The following is a 26,751-nucleotide window of genomic DNA, read 5'->3' as shown; positions in this document are numbered from 1 at the left end:
GCGTGCGGAGGAAGAAGCAACCGCTGCTGTAGAGCGAAGCACGGCCGCCGAGGAATAGTCAACTATTCCTATCGTTTGAGTAGGAAATCTCGCGCCCGGCGGACTCAGCCGACTCTTACCTCCAAGTCATGTGTTGACGCCGCCATCCACCTGTATCATCCTTTCTCGATCAAACATGTATAGAAAGTAGGGGAGGGGCGGAATGTACGGACGCAGGGCGGCGTCGGCACTGGGGCTGGCGGCCATCGTCGTGGGGGCGGCGGCGGGATGCGGCGGATCGGCGGGCGCCGGGGGCGGGAAGGTCCGGCTGTCGCTGGTGGCCTACTCCACGCCGCAGGCGGCATACGAGGCGATCATCAAGGAGTACCAGAAGACGCCCGAGGGCAAGAAGGTCCAGTTCACCAAGTCCTACGGCTCGTCCGGCGAGCAGAGCCGGGCGGTGGCGTCCGGGCTCAAGGCCGACATCGTCGCGCTGTCCCTGGAGCCGGACATGACGCGGCTGGTGGACGCCGGCCTCGTCGCCGGCGACTGGAACACCGGCCCCGAGAAGGGCATGGTCACCGACTCGGTCGTCGTCCTGGCGACCCGCAAGGGCAACCCCAAGAACGTCAAGTCGTGGGACGACCTGACCAAGCCGGGCGTCGAGGTCATCACGCCCAACCCGTTCACCTCCGGCGGGGCGCGCTGGAACGTGCTCGCGGGCTACGGCGCCAAGGCGAACAAGGGCACGAACAAGGCGGCCGGTACCGCGTACCTGCACGCGCTGTTCAAGAACGTCCCCGTCCAGGACTCCAGCGCCCGCAAGTCGCTGCAGACGTTCGCGGGCGGCAAGGGCGACGTGCTGCTCGCCTACGAGAACGAGGCCATCTTCGCCAAGCAGAGCAACCAGCCGCTCGACTACACCGTCCCGGACTCCACGATCCTGATCGAGAACCCGGTCGCGGTGACGAAGAAGAGCGAGCACCCCGCCGAGGCCAAGGCCTTCCTGAAGTTCCTGTACGGCAAGAAGGCGCAGGAGATCTTCGTCAAGAACGGCTACCGGCCGGTGGTGGACGGCGTCCCCGGCGCCGAGCAGTTCCCCAAGCCCGCCGGGCTGTTCACCATCAACGACCTGGGCGGGTGGAAGACCGTCTCGGCCGAGTTCTTCGACCCCAAGGGCAGCATCATGGCCGATGTCGAAAAGGGCATCGGCGTCTCTGTGGAGGGCTAGGTCTCCGTCTGATGAGCGAGACGACGAAAAGTTCGACCGCCACCCTGGACGAACACGTCGAGGCGGCCGGCCCCGTCTCCCCGCCGGGAGGAAAGGGCCGGCCGGCCCGGCTGGCCGGGCTGGGCGGCAGCGGGGCCGGTGGCACCGCGCTCGGGGTCGGCACCGCGACCATCTTCCTGAGCGCGGTGGTCCTGATCCCGCTGGCCGCCGTCATCTGGAAGGGCGCCGCGCAGGGCCCCGGCGGGTTCTGGGACGCGATCACCACCCCCGACGCCTGGGCCGCGCTGAAGCTGACCGTCATCGCCTCGCTGGTGGTGGCGCTGATCAACCTCTTCATGGGCACGCTGATCGCCTGGGTGCTGGTCCGCGACTCCTTCCCCGGCAAGGGCCTGCTCGACCTGCTGATCGACCTGCCGTTCGCGCTGCCCACGATCGTGGCGGGCCTGGTCCTGCTGACGCTGTACGGGACCGACAGCCCGCTCGGCGTCTCGCTGGCCTACACCCGGGTGGGCGTCGTCGTGGCCCTGCTGTTCGTGACGCTGCCGTTCGTGGTCCGCACCGTCCAGCCGGTCCTGCTGGAGTTCGACCGGGAGATGGAGCAGGCCGCGGCCTCGCTCGGCGCCGGCAACTGGACGATCTTCCGGCGGATCATCCTGCCGAACCTCATCCCGGCCATGCTGGCGGGCACCGCGCTGGCCTTCACCCGCGCCGTCGCCGAGTTCGGCTCGACGGTGCTGATCTCCGGGAACGTCCCGTTCAAGACGCAGGTCGCGGCCGTGCACATCTTCGGGCAGATCGAGAGCGACAACACCGCCGCCGCGGCGGCGACGTCGACCGCGCTGCTCGTGCTGTCGCTGCTGGTCCTGCTGTCGATCGACCTGCTGCGCCGTTGGGGGGCCCGCCGTGGCTAAGTACGCGCTGCGCCTGATCGTCCTGATCTACCTGCTGTTCCTGCTGATCCTGCCGGTCGGGCTGATCGGCTGGCGGACGTTCGGGGACGGCCCCGGCCCGTTCGTCGACGCGCTCACCTCGCATTCGGCGCTGCACGCCTTCCAGGTGACGCTCATCGTCGCGGGCTGGGCCGTCGTGCTGAACACGCTGTTCGGGGTGCTGGCGGCGCTGCTGCTCGTCCGGCACCAGTTCCCGGGCAAGCGGCTGCTCAGCGCGCTGATCGACCTGCCGCTCGCGGTGTCCCCGGTCGTCGTCGGGCTGGCGCTGATCCTGGTGTACGGCGCGTTCAGCCCGGCGGGCGGCTTCCTGGAGGACCGCGGCATCCAGATCATCTTCTCCACGCCGGGGATGGTGCTCGCGACGGTGTTCGTCTGCCTGCCCCTCGTGGTGCGCTCGATCGTCCCGGTCCTGGAGGAGATGGGCGACGAGCAGGAACAGGCCGCGCAGACGCTCGGCGCGGGCGGGTGGCAGACCTTCCGGCGCATCACCCTGCCCGGCATCCGGGCGGCGCTCGGCTACGGCATCGTGCTCTCCCTCGCCCGCGCGCTGGGAGAGTACGGCGCCGTGGCCGTCGTCTCCGGCCGGACGGTCGACCAGACCCAGACCCTGACGCTGTTCGTCGAGGAGCGCTTCGAGAACTTCGACGTGCAGGCGTCCTACGCCGCCGCGCTCGCGCTGGCGGTCATCGCGGTCGCCAGCCTCCTGGCGACCAAGCTCCTGCGACCGAAGGACGGCTCCTGATGGCGATCGAGATCCGTGATGTGAACAAGTCGTTCGGCGAGGCGGCCGTCCTGAAGGACGTGTCGGTGGACGTGGCGTCCGGCTCGCTGACCGCGCTGCTCGGCCCGAGCGGCGGCGGGAAATCGACCCTGCTGCGCGTGATCGCGGGGCTGGAGAGACCCGACTCGGGCCAGGTGCTGATCTCCGGCAAGGACGCGACCCGGCTGCCGCCGCAGCGGCGCGGTGTCGGGTTCGTGTTCCAGCACTACGCGGCGTTCAAGCATCTGACCGTCTTCGAGAACGTCGCGTTCGGGCTGAAGATCCGGAAGCGGCCGAAGGCGGAGATCAAGAAGCGGGTGGAGGAGCTGCTGGAGCTCGTCCATCTCGACCAGTTCGCCGCCCGCTATCCGGCGCAGCTGTCGGGCGGGCAGCGCCAGCGGATGGCGCTGGCCAGGGCGCTGGCCGTGAACCCCGACGTGCTGCTGCTGGACGAGCCGTTCGGCGCCCTGGACGCCCAGGTCCGCAAGGAGCTGCGCACATGGCTGCGCCGCCTGCACGACGAGGTGCACGTCACGACGGTCTTCGTCACCCACGACCAGGAGGAGGCGATCGAGGTCGCCGACACGATCGTGGTGCTGGCGGACGGCGTCGTCCAGCAGGCCGGGGCGCCCGCCGACATCTACGACAACCCGGCGAGCCCTTTCGTGATGAAGTTCCTCGGTCCGGTCACCGAGATCGGCGGGCGGCTGCTGCGGCCGCACGACGTCGTGATCTCCAGCGAGCCGGGGCCGGGGACGCGACCGGCGGTGATCACGCGGGTGGTGCGCCTCGGGTTCGAGACCCGGGTCGAGTTCCGGGTGCGGGAGGCGGCGGAGCCGGAGAAGGAGTATCCGGCGTGGGCGCAGATGACGCGGGAATCCGCTGGGCGGCTGTCCGCCGAGGCGGGTACCGAGGTGCACGTCCGGCCGTCCGCCCAGGCCGCCACGGTCCCGGCGAGCTGATGCGACCTGGGACCGGGGGAGCAGTACGTTGTACGTCACCGCCCGCACCAATTACGCGATGCGCGCCCTGCTGGCCATGGCGGCCGCGGGGCCGGAGCCGATCAGCGCGCCCGCGCTGGCCGAGGCCGAGCAGATGCCGTTCACCTTTCTGCAGACCATTCTCGGGGAGCTGCGGCGGTCCCGGCTCGTGGTCAGCCAGCGGGGCCACGACGGCGGGTACCGGCTGGCCAGGCCCGCGTCGCAGATCACGGCCGGGGAGGTGGTGCGGGCCATGGACACCACCTTCGCCCCCGCCGAGGACGGCCCGCATGAGCCCGGCGTCCGCCCGATGTCGGTCGCCGCGGCGCACCTGGAGCAGCTCTGGCGCGCCGCGGACACCGCCCTTCGCCGCGTCCTGGACGAGACCACCCTCGACGACCTCACCAACGGCCGCCTGCCCGCCCACGTCCGGGCCTTGGCGGACCCGGCCCCGCCCCCTCAACCTATAATTCAGATTGATTAGGTAGGGAATTTCTGCCATGCTGATCCCATGAGTTCCCGGGCCCCGCTCTGGTCCCGGCGGCACGTCGATCTCGGACGCCTCGCCGCCGCGCTGTGTCGCCGCGTCTGAACGCCCGAACGCGCAGCGGACCGACCAGAGACCGAGGAACGAATCACATGACCATCAGCACGACCGCGTCGCGGGAGTCCGGCCTGGCCGCCGATCTCGGTGCCACCGTCGCCGACCTGGCCGGACGCAGCGAGGAGTGGCTGCCGCGGGTCCGGCTGGACCCGCGCGGCCGCTGGTACGAGCGCCTGCACCGCGACAACGGCCAGGAGATCTGGCTGATCAGCTGGCTGCCCGGCCAGAGCACCGGGCTGCACGACCACGGCGGATCGCGGGGCGCGTTCGCCGTCGCGCTTGGCAGCTTGGAGGAGCGGGACCTCGGCGGCGCGCGGGAGGTCACGCCCGGCCGCGCCCGCGCGTTCGGCGCCGAGTACATCCACGAGGTGCGCAACGTCTCGGCCGCGCCCGCCGTGAGCGTGCACGTCTACTCGCCGCCGCTGTCGACCATGAACCGCTACGACCTCGTCGGCGACCGGCTGGTGCGGCTGGCCACTGAGGAGGCCGCGCAATGGTGACGCGCGTATCGGATGCACGGCCGCCTCGCACGATCGACGACGTCCTGGCCGACGCCCGTGCCCGGCTCCAGCGGCTGAGCCCGGAGGCGGCGTACGACCGGTGGCGAGAAGGCGCCTTGCTGGTCGACATCCGCCCGGCCGCCCAGCGCGCGGACGAGGGCGAGGTGCCGGGCGCGCTCCTGATCGAGCGGAACGTCCTGGAGTGGCGCCTGGATCCCGCGTCCGATGCCCGCATCCCGCAGGCGACCGGGCATGACGTGCGCGTGATCGTCCTGTGCTCGGAGGGCTACACCTCCAGCCTGGCCGCCGCCGCGCTGCAGGACCTGGGCCTGGTGCACGCCACCGACGTGACCGGCGGCTTCCACGCCTGGCGCGCCGCGGGCCTGCCGACGACGGGCCTGCCGACGGTGGGCCTGCCCGCCACCGGCCCGGCCGCCGGGCGAGCGGTCCGTACCGGCTCTGACAGCTGATCGGAGACCCCCCATGTCGATCAACAATCGCCCCATCGACCTGCGCCTGCTCGACGACCTCCGCTTCGACGACGTCGAGGTCTACCTGCGCGACCCCGAGCCCGGGGTGCGCGACGCCGCCCTCGGTGCCCTGATCAAGAGCGCCCGTGCCGGTCGTGCTCCGCACGCCGCGGGCGACGCGCTGGCCTGGGCGCTCGCCGACGAGCACGCGGACGTCCGCCGCAGCGCCGCCGGCGCCCTGCGCGACCTGCCCGAGATCTATCTCGCCGACGGCGGGATCAAGGCCCTGATGCTGGCCGCCGCGCGCGGGCGAGAGCCGTTCGTCCGCGAGATCGCCGCCGAACTGCTCACCGGCCTGACGGAGGCGGCGGCCGACCTGTATGCCCACGGCCTGGACGACGGCGAGGCCCATGTCCGTGTCCAGGCCGTGCTCGGCCTCGTCGCGCTGCACGCGGTCGGGCGGGTGGCCGAGGCCGCCGCCGACCCGGACCGCGAGGTCCGGGTGGCGGTCGCCGAAGGGCTGGCGCGGATCGCGCTGCCCGAGGGGCTGCCCGCCCTGGCGCGCCTGCTCACCGACCACGACCCGGTCGTCCGGATGGCCGCGCTGGACGCCGCCGCCGCGCTGGGCGTCCCGGAGGATCTGGAGCTCCGCGTCGTGGCCGCCCTCCTCGACGACACGAGCCGGCAGGTGCGCCGGACCGCCGCCGTCGCGCTGGCCAAGGGCGACCCGGACGGCGCCATCCCACCGCTGATCAGGGCCTTGCAGGACCGGACGGTGGACGTCCGGCGGGCCGCGGTCCGGTCGCTGGAGCAGTGGGCGGCGGACCGTCCGGAGGTCCTCGCCGCGCTCACCGAGGCGCTCGCCGACCCGGACCCGAGCGTCCGCACGCAGGCCCGCTGGGCCCTCGCCTGACGCTCCCGAAGGGCTGAGCACGCCGCCGCCGTCCAGCGTGCGGCCTATTTCAGGCTTTTCAGGTTTGGTTAATCGATTAATGGGAGGGAGCTTGGCATGGGTCTGAGCAGGAGGGAATTCGCCGCGGCGGGGGCCGTGGCGGCGGGGGCCGCGGCGGGCGCGGCGCTACCGGGCGGCGCCGCATCGGCACAGGCGGCGGAACGGGAGTTCCGGGCCGACCCCGGCCGCCGCGGACGGCCCGCGCGGCCGAACATCCTGGTCATCCTCGGCGACGACCTGGGCTGGGCCGATCTGAGCAGCTACGGATCGCCGCACATCAGGACGCCCCATCTGGACCGGCTGGCCCGCGAGGGCGTCCGCTTCACGCAGGGCTACTCGGCGGCGGCCGTCTGCTCGCCCACCCGGTTCGCGCTCTACACCGGCCGCTATCCCGGACGGCTCCGCGGCGGCCTGGAGGAACCCATCGCCCGCCCCCACGAGCTCATCGGGATCCCGCCCGAGCATCCCACCCTGGGGTCGCTGCTGAAGGGCGCCGGATACGCCACCGCCATGTTCGGCAAATGGCACTGTGGCTTCCTGCCCTGGTACAGCCCGGTGAAGTCCGGCTGGGATGTGTTCTTCGGCAACCTGTCGGGCGCCGTCGACTACTACTCGAAGGTCTCCGGCTCGGGCGTCGACCTGTACGAGGGCGAGGTCCCGGCCGAGTCCCTCGACTACTACACCGACACCCTCGCCGACCGCGCCGCCGAGTTCATCCGGCGCGACCACGACCGGCCGTGGCTGCTGAACCTCAACTTCACCGCCGCGCACTGGCCCTGGGAGGCGCCCGGCGACCGGGAGGTGAGCGCGCAGATCACCGCGCGGATCAAGGCGGGCGACTCGCGGGCGCTGTGGCACGACGACGGCGGCTCCCTGGACACCTACCGCAAGATGGTCGAGAGCCTGGACGGCGCCGTCGGACGCGTCCTGCGCGCCCTCCGCGCCACCGGCCGGGAGAAGGACACGATCGTGCTGTTCAGCAGCGACAACGGCGGGGAGCGCTTCTCCTACCAGTGGCCGCTGTCGGGCGAGAAGGGCGGGCTGAACGAGGGCGGCATCCGGGTCCCGAACATCCTGCGCTGGCCAGCCGCGATCCGTCCGGGGCAGGTCAGCCACGTGCCCGTCATCACCCATGACTGGACGGCCACGCTGCTGGAGGCGGCCGAAGTGCGGCCGGGCGCCGGGCATCCGCTCGACGGGCACAGCCTCGTCCCGTACCTGCGCCACGGCGCCCGGCCGCCGCGCCGCGACCTGTTCTGGCGGACGAAGCAGCAGCGGGCGCTGCGCCGCGGCGATTGGAAATACCTGCGCACCACCTCCGGCGAGAGACTCCACAACCTGGCCGACGACCCCCGGGAACAGGCCGACCTCGCCCGGCGCCATCCCACCGTGCTCGCCGACCTGCGCGCCGCGTGGGAGAAGACCGACAGCGGGCTGCTGCCCTATCCCGCGGGTTGAGCGCGGGCCGCCCCGAACGGCCGGGGGGCGGGCGGTGGTCGGCCCGCACTACGCGCTCGGGCAGCGGGTCCGGATGACCGGCTGAGAAACGGATCCCCTCTGGTCTCAGGGGATCCGTTTCTTTGCCCGAGGTCGTAGTAATCCTCGCCGGCCAGCAGGACGCTGCTGAAAAAGGTGGCCCTGCCGTCGTCGTCAACTCGGTCATGATGCTCCCCGCCCCGTGAGAATTCCAGGAACAGGTCGGGTGCGGTCACGCGCGCCGGAAGCCCTCCACCTTGAGGAACCCCAGGTCCTGGAGCGCCGGCCGGGCCGGCCACCCGAATCGGAGCGGGCTTTCAACAGGCGTGACCGGTGTGGAACGTTCCTTGTCAAAAATGCGCGGCGGCTCCCGATGATCAGTGGATTGACACCGGTTTGGCGCGGGGTTAATCTCCGAGCAGATGATGATCTACATCCATTGAGTGGGTGCCTGAAGGAATCGGATTTCGGTGCCCGCCTTTCCGGTCGGCCGAGGCCGGGCTCCCATCGCAGCGCGAGGAATTCGTATCATGCGCAAGGGCACCGCCATTTCCGCCATGAGCGCCGTGGCGCTCGCCCTCCTGACCGCGACCGCCGCCGCCCCGGCCGCCGCCGCGTCCGCGCCGCGGCCCGTTCCCGGCCCCGACGACGTCACGATCGAGATCGCGGCCGCGAAGGGCTCGGGCTGCGCGCCCGGCACCGCCAAGGCCGTCATCCGTGACGACCATGACGGCTTCCACCTCGAATACAGCGACTTCACGGCCCGGGTGGGCGGCACGTCGAAACCGGCCGACGCGCGCAAGAACTGCCGGCTCTCCCTGAAGGTGGGCGCCCCGAAGGGCTTCGCCTACGCCATCGCGCAGACGGACCACCGGCTGGGCGCCCAGCTGCAGCGCGGTGCGAGGGCCGGCCACAAGGAGAGCTACTCCTTCCACGGCGACACCTCGCCCCGGGTCAGCGAGTTCTCCATGACCGGCCCCCGGGGCGGCTCCTGGCACTTCACCGACCGGGTGGCGGTGGAGCAGCTCATCTGGAAGCCCTGCGACCAGGAGCCGACCCTCGACATCAACACCGAGCTGCGCGTCGAGCCGGGAACCTCGGACCCGGCCGAGGTCAGCATGATCTCCCTGAACTCCGACGGCCTCAACCGGGCGATCTATCACTTCGCCTGGAGGCAGTGCAAGTAGCCGCCGTAACTGCCGCAGCCGCCGTAACCGCCCGTGTCCGCCACTAGTGGTTCCGGCGGCCGAGAGTAATTGGTTTGAGGCAGCGACGCTGATCACAAGATTTTCAGCGTACCTATCGGCGCCGAACACGCACCGTTGCGGCCTCCGGTCGTGGGCCGCGCCATACGCCACGTCCGACCTCTGCACGCGGCTTTCCCTTGGGAGAGGGAGAGCCGCGTGTTGTTCATGTGCATTGCGCGCCGGAACGGCCGGTTGTTGCGAATGAGCCGAACGCGATCTGGAATCCGTATAAGATCAAGCCAGTGTGCAGGTCGGCGACGGATTCGCGAGTGGCGGCGGCCGGATTCGATTGCGCCATCGGCCGGCGGCGACTCGCGTCCACGCCAGGGAACGGTCCGCTGACCAGGGGGCCCTCCGATCCCGGAACCGGCTCCGGGCCCCGCGGCCGTCCTCCGGGCCGGTCGCCGCGCACGCTGCGGCAAAGTTCGCCAGGTCGCGAGAGTTCGCAGGTCAATGAGGTGAATCAGTTTTCATCGGGGCTTACGGTAAGCCAGATGTTGCTTGCGTGTTGTGACCGCTCGATTAACTATGGCGGAGTCGCTCACCTAGGGAAGGTTCCGGAGGTGGTTCATGGCCCGATACCGCGCTGATGATTCGACATCGGCGTGCTCTTGATAGCCGGACCCTGACGACTTCCCCCGCGTGCCAGGCCCGACCCGTGAGAGCGGACATCATGACGAATGATCTTCTGTCCCTGTCGACGAACGAATTCATCGGCGGTATCGAGACCGTCGCCCCTCGATTCGATTCCGCGAGCTACCCGCAGCAGAACCTTCCCGCCGACGACTGGACGCTGCTCACGAAGGCCGGCGTGCTGTTGCCGACGCTGCCCAAGGAATTCGGCGGCAGGGACGACCACGCCGAGATGTGCGAGGTCGTGGAGACCCTCTCCGAGTGGAACCTGCCACTCGGCATGTACGTCACGGTGATCAGCGCGGTCGCGCTGCGGCCCATCGTGCTCTGGGCCGGCGAGGAGGCCAGGCGGGAGGTGCTGCCGGCCTACGCCTCCGGCGATCCCATGATCGCCGGATTCGCCTCCACCGAGCCCGGCTGCGGCTCGGCCATGTCCGCCATGACCACCACGTTCGAGGAGGTCGAGGGCGGCTACCGGATCCGCGGCCGCAAGCACTGGCAGGCGTTCAGCAGCAGCGCCCACTGGTGGCTGGTCAGCGCGAAGAACGAGACGCGCGACCAGCGCGAGTACGGCTACTTCATCGTCAAGCGCAGCGAAGGGTTCCGCACGCTGCGGCCCTACGAGCCGCTCGGGCTGAAGGTCATCGACTACGGGCTCAACGAGATCGACGCGGTCGTCCCCCGGCACCGGCGGATCGCCGCCGACGGGCGGACGCTGCGCCCGATGGTGGAGATGCTCATGGCGTCGCGGGCGATGATGGCGGCGATGGGCGCCGGGTTCCTGCGCCGCGTCAGCCGGGAGGCGCACGCCTACGCCGAACGCCGCCGGATCGGGCCCGGCCCGCAGTCGGCGATCCGGTTCGTCCGCTACCGGCTGGCGGCGATCGACGCGTCCTACGTCGTCTGCTCGGCGCTCAACCACCACCTGCGGACCGCGCTGAACATGAAGGAGGCGATGATCGGCGCGTTCCCCGCCATCCAGGCGATCAAGACGGTCGCCACGGAGCGGATGCTCAGCGCGGCGCACCACTACCAGCAGCTCGTCGGCGGCGAAGGGTACCGCTACGGGTCGCCGACCAACATCTCCGCCCAGGCGTTCCTCGACGCCCGCGTCTACACCATCTTCGACGGCACGAACGACCTGCTCAGCCAGCAGCTCACGGAGTACTGCCTCGCCAGGACGGAGGGCCGCGCGCTCAGCCGGTTCCTGGCCGAGTGGCCGCTCACCGCGTCCGCGGTCAACGCGCACGGGCTGGACCTGCGCTTCCTCGACCGGGACCTGCGCCAGGAGCACCTGGTCCTGGCGGGCCGCGCGATCGCCTACGCGTTCGCGATCGGCCAGGTCATGCGATGGGCCGCCGAGACCGGCGCGGACCCGCGCGCGGCCCGGACGGCGATCGAGTTCCTCAAGGCCGACATCGCCGGTGTCGCCAACGAGTTCGAGCTGCTCTCCGCGGGCGTGCTCGGCGGCCACGTCCTGAACTAGCCCGCCTCCTGGACCACGCCCATGTTCCGGGGCAAGCGCGGGTTCCGGAACGAGGGCGGGTTCCGAAGGGGCCCGCGTCCCATCTAGCCCGGCAGTCCCTCGCGGCGGCGGACCAGCTGCATCAGGTCCGCCGCCCGCTCCTTGATGAGGTTGAGCCCGGGATGGCCCCACGGCCGCGGCTCCTGGTCGATGATGCAGATCGTGCCGAGGACCGTTCCCGTCCGGTCGATGAGCGGGGCGCCGGCGTAGGTGCGGATGCCGAGCTTGTCGACGACCGGGTTGCCGGCGAAGCGCGGGTAGTCGCACACGTCGTCCAGGACGAGCGCCTTGCGCCGCACCACCACGTGCGGGCAGTACCCGTGGTCGAGCGGGATCTCCCGGCTGAGCTCCACGGCGCCCGCCGGGTCGGCGCCCGGGGCCGGCGGCGCGTACAGACCGGCGAGGTACTGCTGGTCCGTGACGAAGTTGACCATCGCGAACGGCGGGCGCTCGGAGCCGACGATCTGCCGGGCGGTCTCGGCGAGGTCGCGGGCGAGCGCGTCGAGCTCGCTGTCGGGCCCCTGCCCGAGGCCGAGCTCCCGGAGCCGCGTCATCCGCTGGGGCACTTCGGGGTCGATCGGGGTGAGGCGGTGGCCGAGCGGTTCGTACAGCGGGTCGTGAGTCACGGGATGCTCCAGGTGTGGCGGTTCTGCGTCAGGCGGAGTTGACGGAGTTGGAGGCGGCGGACGTGGCGGACGTGGTGGAGGCGGCGGTGAGGAGGTGCCGGACCAGGGCGCGCAGCACCGCGATGGTGGAGGAGCGGTCCCGCGCGTCGCACAGCACGATCGGCACGCGCGGGTCGAGCCCGAGGGCGGCGCGCACCTCGCCGGTGTCGTAGCGGAAGGCGGCGTCGAACTCGTTCACGGCGACGAGGAAATGCGTTCCCCGGTTCTCGAAGAAGTCGACGGCCTCGAAGCAGTCCTCCAGGCGGCGGGTGTCGGCGAGCACGACGGCGCCCAGCGCGCCCGCGGACAGCTCGTTCCACAGGAACCAGAAGCGCCGCTGGCCGGGCGTCCCGAACAGGTAGAGGACGATCCCGTGCTGGTCGAAGGTGAGCCTGCCGAAGTCGAGCGCCACGGTCGTGGTGGACTTCTCCGCGATGCCGCCGAGGTCGTCGACGCCGACGCTCGCCGTCGTGATGAGCTCCTCGGTGCTCAGCGGTTCGATCTCGCTCACCGAACCGACGAACGTCGTCTTCCCGACGCCGAACCCGCCCGCGATGAGGATCTTCACCTGCGTGGACGGCACCGCAGGCTCGCTGTGCGCCGGCTCGGGCGCGCCGCCGGGCGGCTCGGGCCCGTAGTAGGGCGGCTCAGGCTCGTTGTAGGCCATCGAGCAGTTTCTCCAAAAGGGCTCGGTCGTTGGGGTCCGCCGCGGTGTGCGCCAGCTGCCGGCTCATCGCCCGGTGGTCCATCAGATCGGCGATGAGGATCTTGGTGACCGCGACGGGGAGCCGCAGATGCGCCGCGACCTCGGCAACGGACGTGGGGGTGCGGCACAGCCTCATCGCCTCGGCGTGCTCCGGGTCCAGGGCGGGGGGGAGGGCGCCGTCCGCGACCACCAGGGACAGCAGGTCCAGCTCGACGCTCGGGCGGGTGCGGCCGTCGGTCACCGTGTACGGGCGTACCAGCGGGCCGGCGCCCTCGTCGATCCAGACCTCCTCCTCGCCGCCCGTCATGGCATCCGGTGCCGGTCGGCCGGCACGGTCGCCGCCGAGCGCGCGGCGGTGTGCAGGAAGGGCCGGACGGCCTTGATCAGCCGCGCCATCTCGAAGCCGACGACGGACGGATCGGCGTCCGCCCGCGCCAGCACCGCCAGCACGGAGTTGAATCCGGCCCAGGAGATGAACAGCTGGCTGGACTTGAGCTCCGCCACCACCTGCCGCACCTCGTTGCTGTCGTCGAATTTCATTCCGGTGCTCCGCGCGATGGAGAAGAACCCCGACGCCAGCGCGGACAGCTGCTCCGCGCTGGCACGGTCGAAACCGTGGGCGGCTTTCAGCAGGCCATCGGAGGACAGCAGCACGCTGCCGCGTATGACCGGAACCTCCTCGCTCAGCCCCCGCAACAGCCAAGCAAGATCTTGAGCCTGGTTCGGGGAGACAGCACTCAATGGACGCTCCTTACCATTCGTGATGATTCGTCAGCTCGGGCTGTCCGGGCCGTCCGCAGCGCCGTCGTCCTCCTGGACGCTGCGGATTCCCTTCTGGAACGCCGCCATCAATCCAGGATTGTGTTCGACTTCCTGGTCCGGGTCGTCCTGCTGGAAGACCGGGGCGTCCGCCAGTTCGGGCGGGAGATGCGTCTGGGCCTGCCGCCGCGGCAGCGGCGGCCGCGCACCGCCGTTCCCCGGCGCGCCGGGCGCGGCGTTCCCCGGCTCCTCCGGCTCGACGGCCGGGAGGGGGCCGGTCGAGGCGTTCGGCGGGATCGGCGCGTCCGGCACCTCCGCGGGCGGGCGCGCGTGCGCGGGACGGTGCGGGCGGCGTTCGGCCATGGCGGGCGGGCGGCCGACCGGACCGACCCCGAGGACGTCCCGGTCGTTCATCGGCAGATGGGGCTCGGGCTCGACGCCCGGCAGGGACCCGGAGTAGGTCGCCGGCGCCCGCGCGGGGGCCGGGGCAGACGCCGGGACGGAGGCCGGGGCCGGGGTCGCCATCGGGCCGGTCGTGGTCGCGGCCGCCGGGCGGGCGGCGTGCGCGTGCGCCGGTTCCGCGCGGCGCTCCTCCTCGGCGGTCTCCGACTGGGTGCCGTCCAGTTCCTTGGGCACGACGACGACGGCCTGCGTGCCGCCGTAGACGTTGCCCTGGAGCTGGACGCGGACCTTGTGGCGGCGGGCGAGCGCGGAGACCACGAGGAGCCCGATGCGCCCGTCCTTCAGCAGCTCCTCGGTGTCGGCGCGGTCCGGGTCGGCGAGCAGCTCGTTCAGCCGCCGCTGGTCGCCGCGCGGGATGCCGATGCCGCGGTCCTCGACCTCGATGGCGAGGCCCGCGCTGACCGTCTCGACGCGGATCAGCACCTGCGTGCTCGGCGGGGAGAACTTGGTGGCGTTCTCGATGAGTTCGGCCAGCAGGTGGACGACGTCGGCGACGGCGCTGCCGTGCAGGCTCCCCTCGATCGGCGGCACCACCTTCACCCGGTTGTAGTGCTCCACCTCGGCGATGGCCGAGCGCATCACCTCGTAGACGCTGACCGGCTTCGTCCAGCGGCGCCGGGACGCGGCGCCGCCGATCACGGCGAGGCTCTCGGCCTGGCGGCGGGTCCGGGTGGTGAGGTGGTCGACCTTGAACAGCCCCTTGAGGAGGTCGGGGTCCTCGACCTGGTTCTCCAGCTCGTCCAGGCCCTGGATGGCCCGGTGCGACAGCGACTGCATGCGGCGGGCGAGGTTGACGAAGACGCCGACCCGCCGGCCGGCGCCGCCCGCGGGTTCGAGGGCCGACGCGGCGACCACCGCGTTCCACGCCTCGCTCTGCGCCTTCCGCAGCTCGTAGGCGAGCAGCATGACGGGATCGCCGGTGTCGGGCGGCGGGAAGTCCTCGCTGCGCTGCGCGGCCTTCTCGCCCGCGCTCAGCCCGGCGAACAGCTTCTGGAGATCCCGGCGGCCGTGGGCGACCAAGGACCCGAGTTCGCCGAGCCGCCACAGGACGTTCTCGACGTTCTCGCGGTCGCGCCCGGCCGACTGCGCCTGCAGCCGCCGCACCCGGCGGGTGGCCGCGTCCGCCGCCACGGCGGCGGCCCCGATGGTGATCGCCACTCCCACGGCCGCCGCCGCCAGCACCAGCCGGCTCTGCTGGGACACGGTGTGGCCGCCGTACACGACGGCCACCGCGGCGACCCCGAGGACCCCCACAATGGCTGCGGGAAGCACGGAAATGGACAGGTGATAGGTGCGTATATTGTCCTGCCGACGCGTGCCGCGGCTCATTGACCTGCCGTTCTGCCGGACGCCATGGTGCTCGGCGTCGGCAGCTGGTTCGAAGAAGTCAGGCATCGGCGTCCTCAGTGCCTCGACGGGTAAAGATCACGATACTGAGTAATACGTACTCGGATGTGTACAGTTCGTATCTAGGCTGGCACAACGCCTCATCCGGGAGGCAAGGATTGCCGAGATTCGAGCGACCAGGGAGCACTATCGGGGCATCTGTCCCACTATGTCCTATTCTTCGGCTTTCCGGTAAGTTGATCTTCACGTGGCGTTCACCTGCGCGTCCTGCATTCCGGTCGGCATGGACGGCTGAAAAGCGCGGGAACGATCATCCGCAACACCCCACCCGACCGAAACGCCGGTCCCGCGGCTGATCTTCGCGTGGAGACGGCCGACCCAGTACTAAGGGCGACCCAGTACTAAGGGCCGCCAGACCGGTCGGTCTGGCGGCCCTGGGCGGGCGGTTCACGATCAGGACTTGTTGTAGGTGCGCTTGGCCCAGAGGTAGGACACGACGCCGATCCCGGCGCACCAGGCGACGGCCATCGCGGCGTTGTCGCCGATCGGGTCGCCGAGCAGGAGGCCGCGGACGGTCTGCATGATCGGGGTGAAGGGCTGGTACTCGGCGAACCAGCGCAGGGCGGTGGGCATGGAGTCGGTGGGGACGAAGCCGCTGCCGAGGAAGGGCAGGAAGACCAGCGGCATCGGCGCGTTGCTCGCGGCCTCGGGGGTCGGGGACTTCAGGCCGAGCGCGACCGACAGCCAGGTGACGGCGACGACGAACAGGGTGAGCAGCCCGGCCACGGCCAGCCACTCGACGGCGGTGGCGTCGGGCCCGAAGCCCATCGCGAGGGCGACGCCGATGACGACGGCCATGCCGAGGAGCTGCTGGAGGACGCTGGCGACGACATGACCGGTAAGGACGGAGGCCCGGGAGATCCGCATGGTGCGGAAGCGGGCGATGATCCCCTCGGTCATGTCGGTGGCGACCATGACGGCGGTTCCCGTCGCGGCCATGGTCGCGGCCATGAGCAGGATGCCCGGGACGACGTAGTCGACGTAGGTGTCGCGGCCGCCGCCGATGCCCGCGCCGAGCGTCCCGCCGAAGACGTAGACGAACAGGAACAGGAGGATCACCGGCGTGACGAGCAGCTGCACGGTCATGGACGGGTAGCGGATCAGTCGCTTGAGCTGGCGCCGGACCATGGTGGAGGAGTCGCGGGCGGCAAGGGTGAGCGTGCTCATCGGAGGGCCTCCGTGTTCGGGCCGGCGTTCTGGCCGGTGAGGGTGAGGAAGACGTCGTCGAGGTCGGGGGTGTGGACGCTGAGGTCGGCCGGTTCGACACCCGCCGCGTCCAGCCGGGCGAGCAGGTCGCGCAGTGCCGCGACCCCGCCGTCGGACGGGACCTGCAGCGTGAGCCGGTCGTCGTCGGACGGGTCCACGAAGCCCCGGCCGAGGGCACCGAGCGCGGTACTGAGCGCGTCGTCGTCGATGAACCGGAGGGAGACGTGGCCGCCGGGGATGAGCCGCTTGAGCTCGCCGGCGGTGCCCTCGGCGATCAGCCGTCCGTGGTCGAGGAGGGCGATGTGGTCGGCGAGCTGGTCGGCCTCCTCCAGGTACTGGGTGGTGAGGAAGATGGTGGTGCCGGCGGCGACGAGGTCGCGGACGATGCCCCACATGGTGCGGCGGCTGCGCGGGTCGAGGCCGGTGGTGGGCTCGTCCAGGAAGATCAGGCGGGGGTCGCCGACCAGGGTCATCGCCAGGTCGAGCCGCCGTTGCATCCCGCCCGAGTAGGTGCTCGCGGGCTTGCGGGCCGCGTCGACCAGGTCGAAGCGCTCCAGCAGCTCGGCCGCCTTGCGCCTGCCCTCGCGGCGGGGCAGGTGCTTGAGGTCGGCCATGAGGAGCAGGTTCTCCTCGCCGGTGAGCAGCTTGTCGATCGCCGAGTACTGCCCGGTGACGCCGATCGCGCCGCGCACGTCGTCGGCCTGGCGGGTGAGGTCGTATCCCGCGACCCGGACCTCGCCGGCGTCGGCGCGGATCAGGGTGGACAGGATCTGGACGGTCGTCGTCTTCCCTGCGCCGTTCGGGCCCAGCAGAGAGAAGATCGTCCCTTCGGGGACGGCCAGGTCGATGCCGTCGAGCACGACATTGTCGCCGTCCTTGCCGGGGTAGGACTTGCGCAGCCCGTTCGCTTCGATGGCCGGGTTCGTCATGGTTCTGCTCCTTCGGGGGGCTGCGGGCTCAGAGGCTGCGGGCGGTGATGTCGCCGCGGGAGGTGGTGGCGCGGATCTCGAGCTCGGCGGCGCCGTCGTTCTTGAGGGCGTTGTCGACGCGTCCGGAGGCGGTGCCGGCGTCCAGGGCGGCCGAGACCCCGGCGGCGGCGCCGACCGTGATGTCGCCCGCCTGGGTGCTGAGGACGACCGTGCCGCCCGTGGCCTCGGCGATCCGGATGTCGCCGCGCTGGGTGCCGATGTCCGCGGGGCCGGTCAGGCGGCCGATCTCGACGTCGCCGTCCATCGCGGTGAGCCGGACGCCGGCGGCTTCGTCGATCTTGATGTGGCGGTAGGCGCCGGTGAAGGCGAGGTCGCCGAGGCGGCCGACGGTCCGGAGCTCGGCGCCGGACGTCGTCGCCTCGACCCGGGAACCGGCGGGCAGCTTGACCGTCACCGCGACGCCCCCGGATGGGCCGAAGACCTGGTTCCCGGCCGGCGCCTGGATCCGCAGGACGCCGTCGCCGAAGCCGACTGTCGTCTGCTCCGCCGCCTTCGCGTCGCGTCCCTTGGCGGCGTTCGCGGGCAGCACCTCGACCGCGGTGTCGGCCCGGTCGGCGGCGATGATCTCGACGCGTCCGGCGGGGATGTCGATGACGGCGGTGATCGGGGCGGGGGTGTCGAACTTCTGCATCGTGCTCTCCTTTGCACTCTTCGTTTCCAGCACTGGAAACGCTACGTTGCTTTCTGGATTGCTGCAACATTTGCGTTGCGCTGGTAGAGCAACTATGCAGGTTATAGCCTAGATATCGTTGCAACTAGCCTCGCGATTAACGCAATGATGGTTGCTCGATCATTGCAATGGAGTGGAGGTGAACGCTAGGGTGGAGGGGTCGGACCACCGCCGTGAAGGATCAGCAAGGAGATCGCGATGCCCGGAGGCAGGCTCACCCAGCAGGACCGCCGGCAGATCGCGCTGGGGCTGGCCGACAACCTGCCCTACGCCGAGATCGCGCGCCGCCTCGACCGTCCGACCTCGACGGTCACGCGCGAGGTGATGCGCAACGGCGGCCCGGCCGGGTACCGCGCCGACCTGGCCCATCGCGCCACCGAGCAGCGCGCCCACCGGCGGCGGCAGGCCGCGCCCCGCGGCGTGGAGGCGGAGCCGCAGCCCTACGGGCGCGACGCCGAGGCCGTGCGCGAGTTCGCCGAGACGCTCACCACCGTCCTCATGGCCGGGGGCCTGCCCAAGATGATGGCCCGGGTGCTGGCCTGCCTCTACACCACCGATTCGGGCAGCCTCACCGCGTTCGAACTCGCGCGGCGGCTGCAGGTGAGCCCGGCGTCCATCTCCAAGGCGATCACGGTCCTGGAGAGCCTGGAGCTCGTCCGGCGCGAGCGGGACGAACGCCGGCGCGACCGCTACGTCGTCGACGACGACCTGTGGTACCAGTCGGTGATCCGCAGCGCCCGCACCAACGACGAGTTCGCGGAGGCCGCGCGCCAGGGCGTCGCGGCCCTCCGCCCCGGTACCCCGGCCGCCGCGCGCCTGGAGAACGCCGCCCGCTTCCTCGACTTCGTCAGCGAGAGCCTCGTCCGTGCCGCCGAGCAGGCCCGCGAGGTGCTTTACAGCTCGACGGAGGCGTCCGAGCCGCCGCCTTCGGGCCGCCGGTAGGCCCTGTTCTCCAGTGCCTGCTTGTAGAGGCGTCCGGCGCGGTAGCTGGAACGGACGAGCGGGCCCGACATCACGCCCGCGAAGCCGATCTCCTCGGCCTCGGCCGACAGCTCGACGAATTCCTCGGGCTTGACCCAGCGCTCTACCGGGTGGTGGCGGGCGCTGGGGCGCAGGTACTGGGTGATGGTGATCAGTTCACAGCCGGCGGTGTGCAGGTCGCGCAGGGCCTGGGAGATCTCCTGGCGGGTCTCGCCCATGCCCAGGATCAGGTTCGACTTGGTGACCAGGCCGTCCTCGCGCGCGGCGGTGATGACCCGCAGGGAGCGGTCGTAGCGGAAGCCGGGGCGGATCCGCTTGAAGATCCGCGGGACGGTCTCCACGTTGTGCGCCAGCACCTCGGGGCGGGAGGAGAACACCTCGGCGAGCTGGTCGGGGACGGCGTTGAAGTCGGGAATCAGCAGCTCGACACCGCAGCCGGGGATCGCGGCGTGGATCTGCCGGACGGTCTCGGCGTACAGCCACGCCCCGCCGTCGTCCAGGTCGTCGCGGGCGACACCGGTGATGGTGGCGTAGCGCAGGCCCATCGTCGCCACCGACTCGGCGACGCGGCGCGGCTCGTCGCGGTCCAGGGCGGCGGGTTTGCCGGTGTCGATCTGGCAGAAGTCACACCGCCGGGTGCACTGATCACCACCGATCAGGAACGTGGCCTCACGGTCCTCCCAGCACTCGTGGATGTTGGGGCAGCCGGCCTCCTGGCACACGGTGTGCAGCCTTTCGGACTTCACCAGCCCGGCCAGTTCCCGGTACTGCGGGCCCGTGCGGGCGCGGACGCGCAGCCACTCCGGCTTGCGCTCGATCGGGACCTCGGCGTTGCGCGCTTCGATGCGCAGCAGCTTGCGTCCGGTCATGCGAGCGGCTCCTCAAGTGCGGGGACGATGTCGCGGGTGACGCGCGTGCGGGCCACGACCCTGCCGCCGCGCAGGACGATCCGGTCCGCGCTCGCTGCGGCGACGGCCTCGTCCAGGTCCGCCGCGCGGATCGCGAGGAGGTCGGCGGGGCTGCCGGGGACGAGGACGGAGGGCGGGAGCCCGAGGGCGGTGCGGGCGTGCGCGGTGACCGTGTCCCACGCGTCCGCGACGGGCAGGTGTGCGGCGGCGACCAGCAGCGACGCCGTCTCGAACGGGTCGATGCGGCCGAGCGGGTTGAACGGGTCGCGCCAGTTGTCCCCGCCGCCCGCGACGGTGACCCCGGCCTCGCGCAGCTCCGCGACGGCGGTCAGCCCGCGCGGTGTGCGGGTGGGGTCGTCGCGGCCTTGCAGGTAGAGGTTGGTCTGGGGGAGCGTCACCACGGCGATGCCCGCGTCGGCCAGCGCGCGGCTGACCTCGCGGCAGGTCTGCGGGTCCTGCTGGCCGAGGCTGACGCAGTGCGATGCGGTGGCGCGCCCGTGGAGGCCCCGCCGGGCGACCTCGGCGGCGAACGTGCGCAGGGTGAGCATGTCCGGGTCGGTGGTCTCGTCGAGGTGCAGGTCGAGGGGCAGCCCGGCCTCGTCGGCCGCCGCGACCAGGGTGCGGAGCGCCGCCTGCGGGTTCGGGTCGAGCGCGGGGGCGCCGCCGACCACGTCGGCGCCCAGCTCGATGGCCTCGGCGAGGAAGCGCCGGTTGTGGCGGCCGGCCGCTCCGGCGACCGGCGTGGCGGCCAGCGCCACCACCTGGAGGTCGAGCAGGGCGGCGGCGCGCTCGCGCAGGCCGGTCAGGACGCGCACGGATCGCGTGCCGATGCCCTCGCCTACGTCGGCGTGTGATCGGACGGCCGTGTATCCGTGCGACAGCGCGGTCAGCAGGGCCTCGGTGGCGCGGGAGCGGAGGTCGGCCTCGTCCATCGTCGCGTAGGCCGCGCGGATCGCGGTGACGGCACCGTCGAGGTCGCCGCGCGGGTTGGGCGCGCGGCGGGCCAGCAGCGCCTTGTCGAGGTGGGCGTGCGGCTCGGCGGCGGCCGGGAGCAGCAGGTATCCGGCCAGGTCGAGCCGCTCGGCGCCGGCCGCGCGGGGGTCGGTGGCGGCGGCGGTGCCGAGCGCGGCGACGCGGCCGCCGGCGATCAGGACGTCGGTCGTCCCGCCCGCGCGGACGGTGGCCCGTTCCAGAAGCACGTGGTCGATCATCCCTGGCCCTACTGGCAAGATGTATGACATGTTGACAGTAACTGGACTGATGTGCGGAGGCAAGTAATGCGCGGTCTGAGCGGCACGAGGATCCTGGTCACGGGGGCGGGCGGCGCCATCGGGCGGGCGGTGGTGCGCCGGCTGGCCGACGAGGGGGCCAGGGTGGCGGGCGTCGACCTCAAGGAGCCGGACCCCGGCGGCCTGGCGTGCGCGATCGCCGCCGACGTCACCGACGAGGCGGACATGGCACGGGCGACCGCCCTCGCGACGGATGAACTCGGCGGCCTGGACGGCCTGGTCGCGATGGCGGGCATCCAGGCGTCCGCCCCGACGCACGAGCTCGACCTCGCCACGTTCCGCACCGTCCTGGACGTGAGCGCCGTCGGCACCTTCCTCGCGATGAAGTCCGTCCTGCCCGGGATGCTGGCGCAGGGCGGCGGGCGCATCGTGACGTTCGGCTCGACGGCGTCGGTCCGCGCGGCGCCGGGCCTGTCCGCCTACGCGGCCGCCAAGGGCGCGGTGCTCCAGCTCACCCGCTCGGTCGCGGTCGAGTACGCGGACCGCGGGATCCGCGCCAACTGCGTCTGCCCCGGCGGGGTGGAGACGCCGATGCTGGCGGCGATCGACGCGGCGCGGACCGGCCCCGACCACTTCAAGGAGGGGCACCCGATCGGCCGCTACGCGGACCCGGCGGAGATCGCTGCCGTGGTCTCGTTCCTGCTCTCGGACGAGTCGTCGTTCGTGCTCGGTGCGGCGGTCATGGCGGACGGCGGCTTCTCCGCCGGCTGACCCCCGTGACAACCAGTTCATATCAGTCATAACATGTATTACCAGTTGTCTCGACGGCTCGATGGAAGGACGCCATGACGCAAGCGACCCGGGAGGGGGCCCTCGACCTCCTCGAACGCATGATCCTCATCCGCAGATTCGAGGAGAAGGCGGCGCGGCAGCGGGCGGGGGGCCTCATCCCCGGCTTCCTGCACCCCTACATCGGCCAGGAGGCGGTGGCGGCCGGCGTCTGCGCGGCCCTCGGCCCGCGGGACGTGCTCACCTCCACCCACCGCGGGCACGGCCACATGCTCGCCCGCGGCGCCGACCCGGCCCGGATGTACGCCGAGCTGTTCGGCCGCACCGCCGGCTACAACCGCGGCAAGGGCGGCTCGCTGCACATGATCGACGTGGAGCTGGGCTTCCTCGGCGCCAACGGCATCGTCGCCGGTGGCATCCCGCTCGCCACCGGCGCGGCGCTCCAGCTCAAGCGGCGCGGCTCGGACGGGCTCGCGGTCACCTTCTTCGGGGACGGCGCGTCCAACGAGGGCGCCTTCCACGAGTCGCTGAACCTGGCCGCGCTGTGGAAGCTGCCCGTGCTGTTCGTCTGCGAGAACAACCTCTACGGCGAGTTCACCCGGCAGGACCGCCACCAGGTGATCACCGACGTGGCCGACCGTGCCGCCTCCTACGGCATGCCCGGCGTCGTCGTGGACGGCAACGACGTGGACGCCGTCCGCGACGCCACCGCCGAGGCCGCCGCCCGCGCCCGCGCCGGGGACGGCCCGACGCTGATCGAGGCCAAGACCTACCGGCACCGCGGCCACTTCGAGGGCGACATGGCCCGCTACCGGCCCAAGGACGAGGTCGCGCACTGGATGGCGCGCGACCCGATCGACCTCCTGGCGGCCAAGCTCCCCGAGGAGGACGTGACGGCCGTCCGCGACGCCGTCGAGAAGCGGCTGGACGAGGCCATCGCCTGGGCCGCCGAGCAGGAGCATCCCCAGCCCGAGGACGCCCTGGACCACGTGTACGTCGACTCGCTCGGAGGGGCGGCCCTGCGATGACCAAGTTCACCTACGCGGACGCGATCCGGCAGGCCATCGGCGAGGAGATGGAGCGCGACCCGTCCGTCTTCCTCATCGGCGAGGACGTCGGCGAGCCCGGCGGCGTCTTCGGCGTCACCAAGGGCCTGTGGGACCAGTTCGGCGCCGACCGGCTCTGGGACACCCCGATCTCCGAGGAGGCCATCGTCGGCGCCGCGGTCGGTGCGGCGCTGGTCGGCGCCCGCCCGATCGCCGAGATCATGTTCGGCGACTTCGTCACGCTGGCGATGGACATGATCGTCAACCAGGCGGCCAAGACGCACTACATGACCGGCGGGCGGCTGTCCGCGCCGATGGTCGTGCGGATGGTCACCGGCACGTCCGGGTCGACGGCCGCGCAGCACTCGCAGTCGCTGGAGTCGTGGTTCGTCAACGTGCCGGGGCTGAAGGTCGTGGCGCCGTCCACCCCGCACGACGCAAAGGGCCTGCTCAGGCAGGCGATCCGGGACCCCGACCCGGTGATCTTCTTCGAGCACAAGCAGCAGTACGGCGGCCGGGGCGGCCCGGCCGGGGACGTGGTGGCGGTCGAGCCGATCCCGTTCGGGACGGGCAAGGTGCACCGCGAGGGCACCGACGTGACGATCGTGTCCTACCTCAAGACGCGCGAGCACGCGTCCGCCGCCGCCGAGACGCTGGCGGACGAGGGCATCTCCTGCGAGGTGTTCGACCCGCGCACGCTCGTCCCGTTCGACCGCGCGGGCCTGCGCGCCTCCATCGCCAAGACCGGGCGGCTGGTCATCGCGCACGAGGCCCCGACGCGGGGCGGGTTCGGCGCGGAGATCGCGGCCTGGGCGGCGGACGAGTGCCACGAGCTGCTGCGCGCGCCGATCGTCCGGGTGGGGGCGCTGAACACCCCCGTCCCGTACGCGCCGGTGCTGGAGAACCACACGCTGCCCGGCCCGGACCGGATCGCCGCGTCCGTCCGCCGGCTGCTCGACAAGGAACACGCCAAGGAAGGAGACGGCTGATGGCCGAGACCTACCCGATGCCCAAGTGGGGGCTGTCGATGGAGGAGGGCGTCATCTCCGAATGGCAGATCGAGCCCGGCCAGGCGGTGACCGAGGGCCAGGTGCTGGCCGTGGTCGAGACCGACAAGATCGAGGTCGAGCTGGAGGCGCCGGTGGACGGCGTCTTCGCCAAGGCGCTGGCCGCGCCCGGCGACGAGGTCGCGGTCGGCGCCCCGGTGATGGTGATCGCGGGCGACCGGGCCGACTACGACTCCTTCGTCGCGGGTTCGTGACCCCGCCACCGAAGACTCCGGTGGTGCCCGGCTTCCAGGCCGGGGCGTGGGTGAGCGCCACCCAGCAGATCCGGGAGCAGCTGCTGCGCGGCATCCGGCAGGGCGAGCTCGCGCCGGGCTCGGCGCTGCCGTCCGAGCGGGAGCTGTGCGAGGTGTTCGGGGTCAGCCGGGTCAGCGTCCGTGAGGCCATCGCCGGGCTGGAGGCGATGGGCCTGGTCAGCGTCCGGCACGGGCGCGGGACGTTCGTCCGCGACGGCTCCGCCGCCCGCTACGAGGACGCCTTCGGCCGCTACCTGGAACTCCATCGTGGCCAGCTGGTCGAGCTGCTCGCCGTGCGCGGCGCGCTCGACCGGCTCGCCGCGCGGGAGGCCGCCGCGAACGGCCCGTCCGAGCAGGCCGAGCGGATGGTCGAGGCGCACCGGGCCTTCCTGGACGCGGCCGCCGTCCCCCGCCCCGACTTCGACCGCCTCGCCGAGCTGGACGTCGCGTTCCACGTCTCGGTGGCGCGGGCCGGGGCGGGCGGGCTGCTGTCGGTCCTGCTGACCGACCTGCACGGGCTGCTCACCGAGTCGCGGCTGATCACCCTGGCCCGGCCGGGTCAGGTGACCCGGTCGGCGGACGAGCACCAGGCGATCGTGGACGCCGTCCTCGCCGGTGACCCCGCGGAGGCGGGACGCCGCGCCGAGGAGCACGTCGACCGTGGCCGCCGCTGGATCGCCGGCTTCCGAGCCCCGGCATAGCCGGCCGGCATAGGAGGGTTCGGCATACGAGAGAAGGAGGGGCACCCCGTTCCCGGACGGGGTGCCCCTCCTTCGTTTCTCCCGGATCAGTCGTAGAGCGTGGTGGTGACGGGGACGTCGGCGTCCAGCCCGGCCTTCCGGACGATCGAGGCGGCGCGCTCGCGGGCCTCGGTGCGCAGCGCGGGCTCGTCGACGGTGGTGACGCGGGTGCCGTCGTAGAGGCGGCGTCCGGCCACCCAGGTCTCGGCGATGCTCGCCGCGCTGGCCGACCACACGAGGGCCTGGAGCGGGTCGGAGTACGGCGTCCACTCGTGGTGGTGGAGGTCGAACAGGACGAGGTCGGCCTGCTTGCCGGGCTCCAGGGAGCCGATCTCGTCGTCCCAGCCGAGCGCCTTGGCGCCCTCGACGGTCGCCATCCGCAGCGCCTTGCGCGCCCCGACGAGCGTCGGGTCGAGCCGGGCGTCCTTGAACAGCCCGGCGACCAGGTGGACCTGGCGGTGCAGGTTGAGGTTGCCCGCCGCCGAGACGCCGTCCGTGCCGAGGCCGACCGTGACCCCGGCCTCGATCATCTCCGGGTACCTGCCGATGGCGGTCGCGCCCTTGGCCAGCTTGAGCGAGGTGGACGGGCAGAACGCCACCGACGTGCCGTGCTCGGCGAGCCGCGCGACCTCCGCGTCGGTGAGCGCGACCGCGTGCGCGAGGACGAGGTTGGACCCGAGCCCGCCGCCCTCGGCGACCCGCGTCACCGGCCACCGCCCGTACTTCTTCTCGCTCACCCGCGACTCCTCGATGGAGGACGCGATGTGGTACGTCGTCCCGACCCCGAGCCGTTCGGCCAGGTCGCGGGCGCCGACGTGCAGCTCCAGGCTGCACGGCTCCTTGCCCTCGATGTTCACCCAGCAGCGGATGCGGCCGCCGGCGTGCCCGTTCCAGCGCCGGACCGAGTCCTCCAGGGCCTCCAGGGCGACCTTGTGGTCGGGGAAGAAGTGGTGGTCGACCATCTCCTGCGACCAGCCGGGCGGGATCTCGGCGGGCTTGCGGTCGGCGGCGTGCCGCCCGACGATCCCGCGGATGCCGATCTCGGCGGCGGCGCGGGCGGTGAGGCCCGCGTCGTTCTGGGCGCCCATGTCCAGGAAGCAGGTGGTGCCCGAGCGGAGCATCTCGGTCGCGCCGAGCCGGACGCTGACCGCCTCGTCCTGGTCGTCGACGTGCGCGTAGAAGGGCTTGGCCCAGTGGAACACCCAGGCGCGGGTGGACAGCACGTCCGGGAAGACCGCCCGGCTCAGCGTCTCCGACAGGTGGACGTGGGTGTCGATCAGGCCCGGGATGGCGCCCCGGCCGCGGCCGTCGATGCGCTCGTCGACCGCCGCGTCCCCGAGGCGGGCCAGGACGTCCTCGGTGGGGCCGATGTCCACGATGCGGTCGCCGCGCAGCAGCAGGGCGGCGTCGTGCAGGACGCGGTCACCGGCGTCCACGGTCAACGCGAAATCCAGGTGCTCGATCAGCGTGCTGCGTCCCGCCGCCGCGTCGGATCTGGTCATCGGGGCTCCTCGGGCTCCTTGACGTGCGCTCTTGACGTAGAAGACATCAGTCATATCATATCTGTCGTAATACCAGTTGTCCCAA

Annotated in this window: 29 protein-coding genes; 18 read left to right on the top strand and 11 right to left on the bottom strand. The window is 71.7% G+C overall.

The features are described 5' to 3' along the window. Positions 1 to 202: 202 nt before the first annotated feature. The 12 genes from ACH34S_RS26325 (at position 203) to ACH34S_RS26270 (ending at position 11,268) form a co-directional block, all read left to right on the top strand. Complete coding sequence (locus tag ACH34S_RS26325; protein ID WP_395955469.1) at positions 203 to 1,210, top strand: sulfate ABC transporter substrate-binding protein; 1,008 nt, start codon at positions 203 to 205, stop codon at positions 1,208 to 1,210. Between the two features lie 11 nt (positions 1,211 to 1,221). Continuing rightward, positions 1,222 to 2,121 carry a sulfate ABC transporter permease subunit CysT gene (gene cysT / locus ACH34S_RS26320; RefSeq protein WP_395955468.1) on the top strand — a complete coding sequence of 300 codons (900 nt, stop codon included), beginning with the start codon at positions 1,222 to 1,224 and terminating at the stop codon, positions 2,119 to 2,121. After that, a complete protein-coding gene (locus tag ACH34S_RS26315; RefSeq protein ID WP_395955467.1) occupies positions 2,114 to 2,902 on the top strand; it encodes a sulfate ABC transporter permease subunit in 789 nt (262 codons plus the stop codon). The genes cysT and ACH34S_RS26315 overlap by 8 nt, the downstream gene beginning before the upstream one ends. Further along, the gene (locus tag ACH34S_RS26310) at positions 2,902 to 3,882 is read left to right on the top strand and encodes a sulfate/molybdate ABC transporter ATP-binding protein (RefSeq protein WP_395955465.1); all 981 of its coding nucleotides are present in this window, start codon (positions 2,902 to 2,904) and stop codon (positions 3,880 to 3,882) included. Before ACH34S_RS26315 ends, ACH34S_RS26310 begins: the two co-directional genes overlap by 1 nt. 28 nt (positions 3,883 to 3,910) lie before the next feature. Further along, a complete protein-coding gene (locus ACH34S_RS26305; protein WP_395955464.1) occupies positions 3,911 to 4,384 on the top strand; it encodes an RrF2 family transcriptional regulator in 474 nt (157 codons plus the stop codon). A gap of 27 nt (positions 4,385 to 4,411) precedes the next feature. Next, positions 4,412 to 4,492 (top strand): putative leader peptide, encoded by an 81-nt coding sequence (locus ACH34S_RS26300; RefSeq protein WP_395955508.1) that lies wholly within the window; start codon positions 4,412 to 4,414, stop codon positions 4,490 to 4,492. Between the two features lie 47 nt (positions 4,493 to 4,539). Beyond that, positions 4,540 to 5,004 carry a cysteine dioxygenase gene (locus tag ACH34S_RS26295; RefSeq protein WP_395955463.1) on the top strand — a complete coding sequence of 155 codons (465 nt, stop codon included), beginning with the start codon at positions 4,540 to 4,542 and terminating at the stop codon, positions 5,002 to 5,004. Continuing rightward, positions 4,998 to 5,474: a rhodanese-like domain-containing protein gene (locus ACH34S_RS26290; RefSeq protein ID WP_395955462.1), complete on the top strand. Its 477-nt coding sequence runs from the start codon at positions 4,998 to 5,000 to the stop codon at positions 5,472 to 5,474. Before ACH34S_RS26295 ends, ACH34S_RS26290 begins: the two co-directional genes overlap by 7 nt. A 13-nt stretch (positions 5,475 to 5,487) precedes the next feature. Continuing rightward, positions 5,488 to 6,387, top strand: a complete 900-nt coding sequence (locus ACH34S_RS26285) for a HEAT repeat domain-containing protein (RefSeq protein WP_395955461.1) — start codon at positions 5,488 to 5,490, stop codon at positions 6,385 to 6,387. A gap of 96 nt (positions 6,388 to 6,483) precedes the next feature. After that, entirely contained in the window at positions 6,484 to 7,884 is a 1,401-nt protein-coding gene (locus tag ACH34S_RS26280) for a sulfatase-like hydrolase/transferase (protein WP_395955460.1), read from the top strand. 548 nt (positions 7,885 to 8,432) lie between these two features. Then, positions 8,433 to 9,089, top strand: coding sequence for a DUF4360 domain-containing protein (locus tag ACH34S_RS26275; RefSeq protein ID WP_395955459.1), 657 nt, complete (start codon positions 8,433 to 8,435; stop codon positions 9,087 to 9,089). A gap of 733 nt (positions 9,090 to 9,822) precedes the next feature. Then, a complete protein-coding gene (locus tag ACH34S_RS26270) occupies positions 9,823 to 11,268 on the top strand; it encodes an acyl-CoA dehydrogenase family protein (protein WP_395955458.1) in 1,446 nt (481 codons plus the stop codon). 83 nt (positions 11,269 to 11,351) lie between these two features. Here ACH34S_RS26270 and ACH34S_RS26265 read toward each other — a convergent pair whose 3' ends face one another. The 8 genes from ACH34S_RS26265 to ACH34S_RS26230 all read right to left on the bottom strand — a co-directional run bounded on the left by ACH34S_RS26265 (position 11,352) and on the right by ACH34S_RS26230 (position 18,132). After that, positions 11,352 to 11,933, bottom strand: coding sequence for a GAF domain-containing protein (locus tag ACH34S_RS26265; protein ID WP_395955457.1), 582 nt, complete (start codon positions 11,931 to 11,933; stop codon positions 11,352 to 11,354). Positions 11,934 to 11,961: 28 nt separating this feature from the next. Continuing rightward, a complete protein-coding gene (locus ACH34S_RS26260) occupies positions 11,962 to 12,639 on the bottom strand; it encodes a GTP-binding protein (protein ID WP_395955456.1) in 678 nt (225 codons plus the stop codon). Next, complete coding sequence (locus tag ACH34S_RS26255) at positions 12,620 to 12,985, bottom strand: DUF742 domain-containing protein (RefSeq protein ID WP_395955455.1); 366 nt, start codon at positions 12,983 to 12,985, stop codon at positions 12,620 to 12,622. Before ACH34S_RS26255 ends, ACH34S_RS26260 begins: the two co-directional genes overlap by 20 nt. After that, entirely contained in the window at positions 12,982 to 13,419 is a 438-nt protein-coding gene (locus ACH34S_RS26250) for a roadblock/LC7 domain-containing protein (protein ID WP_395955454.1), read from the bottom strand. The genes ACH34S_RS26255 and ACH34S_RS26250 overlap by 4 nt, the downstream gene beginning before the upstream one ends. Before the next feature lie 30 nt (positions 13,420 to 13,449). Further along, positions 13,450 to 15,153, bottom strand: a complete 1,704-nt coding sequence (locus ACH34S_RS26245; RefSeq protein ID WP_395955453.1) for an ATP-binding protein — start codon at positions 15,151 to 15,153, stop codon at positions 13,450 to 13,452. A 546-nt stretch (positions 15,154 to 15,699) separates the two neighbouring features. Then, positions 15,700 to 16,473 (bottom strand): ABC transporter permease, encoded by a 774-nt coding sequence (locus ACH34S_RS26240; protein WP_395955452.1) that lies wholly within the window; start codon positions 16,471 to 16,473, stop codon positions 15,700 to 15,702. Next, on the bottom strand, positions 16,470 to 17,441 hold the full coding sequence (locus ACH34S_RS26235) for an ATP-binding cassette domain-containing protein (protein ID WP_395955451.1): 972 nt from the start codon (positions 17,439 to 17,441) through the stop codon (positions 16,470 to 16,472). Before ACH34S_RS26235 ends, ACH34S_RS26240 begins: the two co-directional genes overlap by 4 nt. A gap of 28 nt (positions 17,442 to 17,469) precedes the next feature. Continuing rightward, positions 17,470 to 18,132: a DUF4097 family beta strand repeat-containing protein gene (locus ACH34S_RS26230; protein ID WP_395955450.1), complete on the bottom strand. Its 663-nt coding sequence runs from the start codon at positions 18,130 to 18,132 to the stop codon at positions 17,470 to 17,472. Between the two features lie 237 nt (positions 18,133 to 18,369). Here ACH34S_RS26230 and ACH34S_RS26225 point away from each other — a divergent pair, with 237 nt between their 5' ends. Then, positions 18,370 to 19,113: a helix-turn-helix domain-containing protein gene (locus ACH34S_RS26225; RefSeq protein WP_395955449.1), complete on the top strand. Its 744-nt coding sequence runs from the start codon at positions 18,370 to 18,372 to the stop codon at positions 19,111 to 19,113. Here ACH34S_RS26225 and lipA read toward each other — a convergent pair. Further along, on the bottom strand, positions 19,065 to 20,021 hold the full coding sequence (gene lipA, locus ACH34S_RS26220; RefSeq protein WP_395955448.1) for a lipoyl synthase: 957 nt from the start codon (positions 20,019 to 20,021) through the stop codon (positions 19,065 to 19,067). The genes ACH34S_RS26225 and lipA overlap by 49 nt on opposite strands. Continuing rightward, positions 20,018 to 21,259: an amidohydrolase family protein gene (locus ACH34S_RS26215; protein ID WP_395955447.1), complete on the bottom strand. Its 1,242-nt coding sequence runs from the start codon at positions 21,257 to 21,259 to the stop codon at positions 20,018 to 20,020. Before ACH34S_RS26215 ends, lipA begins: the two co-directional genes overlap by 4 nt. 78 nt (positions 21,260 to 21,337) lie before the next feature. Here ACH34S_RS26215 and ACH34S_RS26210 point away from each other — a divergent pair, with 78 nt between their 5' ends. The 5 genes from ACH34S_RS26210 to ACH34S_RS26190 all read left to right on the top strand — a co-directional run bounded on the left by ACH34S_RS26210 (position 21,338) and on the right by ACH34S_RS26190 (position 25,125). Continuing rightward, entirely contained in the window at positions 21,338 to 22,060 is a 723-nt protein-coding gene (locus ACH34S_RS26210) for an SDR family NAD(P)-dependent oxidoreductase (protein WP_395955446.1), read from the top strand. Between the two features lie 74 nt (positions 22,061 to 22,134). Then, a complete protein-coding gene (locus ACH34S_RS26205; protein ID WP_395955445.1) occupies positions 22,135 to 23,106 on the top strand; it encodes a thiamine pyrophosphate-dependent dehydrogenase E1 component subunit alpha in 972 nt (323 codons plus the stop codon). Continuing rightward, positions 23,103 to 24,113, top strand: coding sequence for an alpha-ketoacid dehydrogenase subunit beta (locus ACH34S_RS26200; RefSeq protein WP_395955444.1), 1,011 nt, complete (start codon positions 23,103 to 23,105; stop codon positions 24,111 to 24,113). Before ACH34S_RS26205 ends, ACH34S_RS26200 begins: the two co-directional genes overlap by 4 nt. After that, on the top strand, positions 24,113 to 24,385 hold the full coding sequence (locus ACH34S_RS26195; protein WP_395955443.1) for a biotin/lipoyl-containing protein: 273 nt from the start codon (positions 24,113 to 24,115) through the stop codon (positions 24,383 to 24,385). The genes ACH34S_RS26200 and ACH34S_RS26195 overlap by 1 nt, the downstream gene beginning before the upstream one ends. A gap of 23 nt (positions 24,386 to 24,408) precedes the next feature. After that, positions 24,409 to 25,125 carry a FadR/GntR family transcriptional regulator gene (locus ACH34S_RS26190; RefSeq protein ID WP_395955442.1) on the top strand — a complete coding sequence of 239 codons (717 nt, stop codon included), beginning with the start codon at positions 24,409 to 24,411 and terminating at the stop codon, positions 25,123 to 25,125. An 86-nt stretch (positions 25,126 to 25,211) separates the two neighbouring features. On the opposite strand, the gene ACH34S_RS26185 is transcribed toward ACH34S_RS26190, so the two are convergent. Beyond that, the gene (locus ACH34S_RS26185) at positions 25,212 to 26,666 is read right to left on the bottom strand and encodes an amidohydrolase family protein (protein ID WP_395955441.1); all 1,455 of its coding nucleotides are present in this window, start codon (positions 26,664 to 26,666) and stop codon (positions 25,212 to 25,214) included. Positions 26,667 to 26,751 lie beyond the last annotated feature (85 nt).

The sequence above is a fragment of the Actinomadura sp. 3N508 genome, assembly GCF_044326375.1.
GTDB lineage: Bacteria > Actinomycetota > Actinomycetes > Streptosporangiales > Streptosporangiaceae > Spirillospora.
The sequence above is the reverse complement of the archived record's forward strand: the minus strand, read 5'-3'. Positions and strand labels throughout refer to the sequence as shown.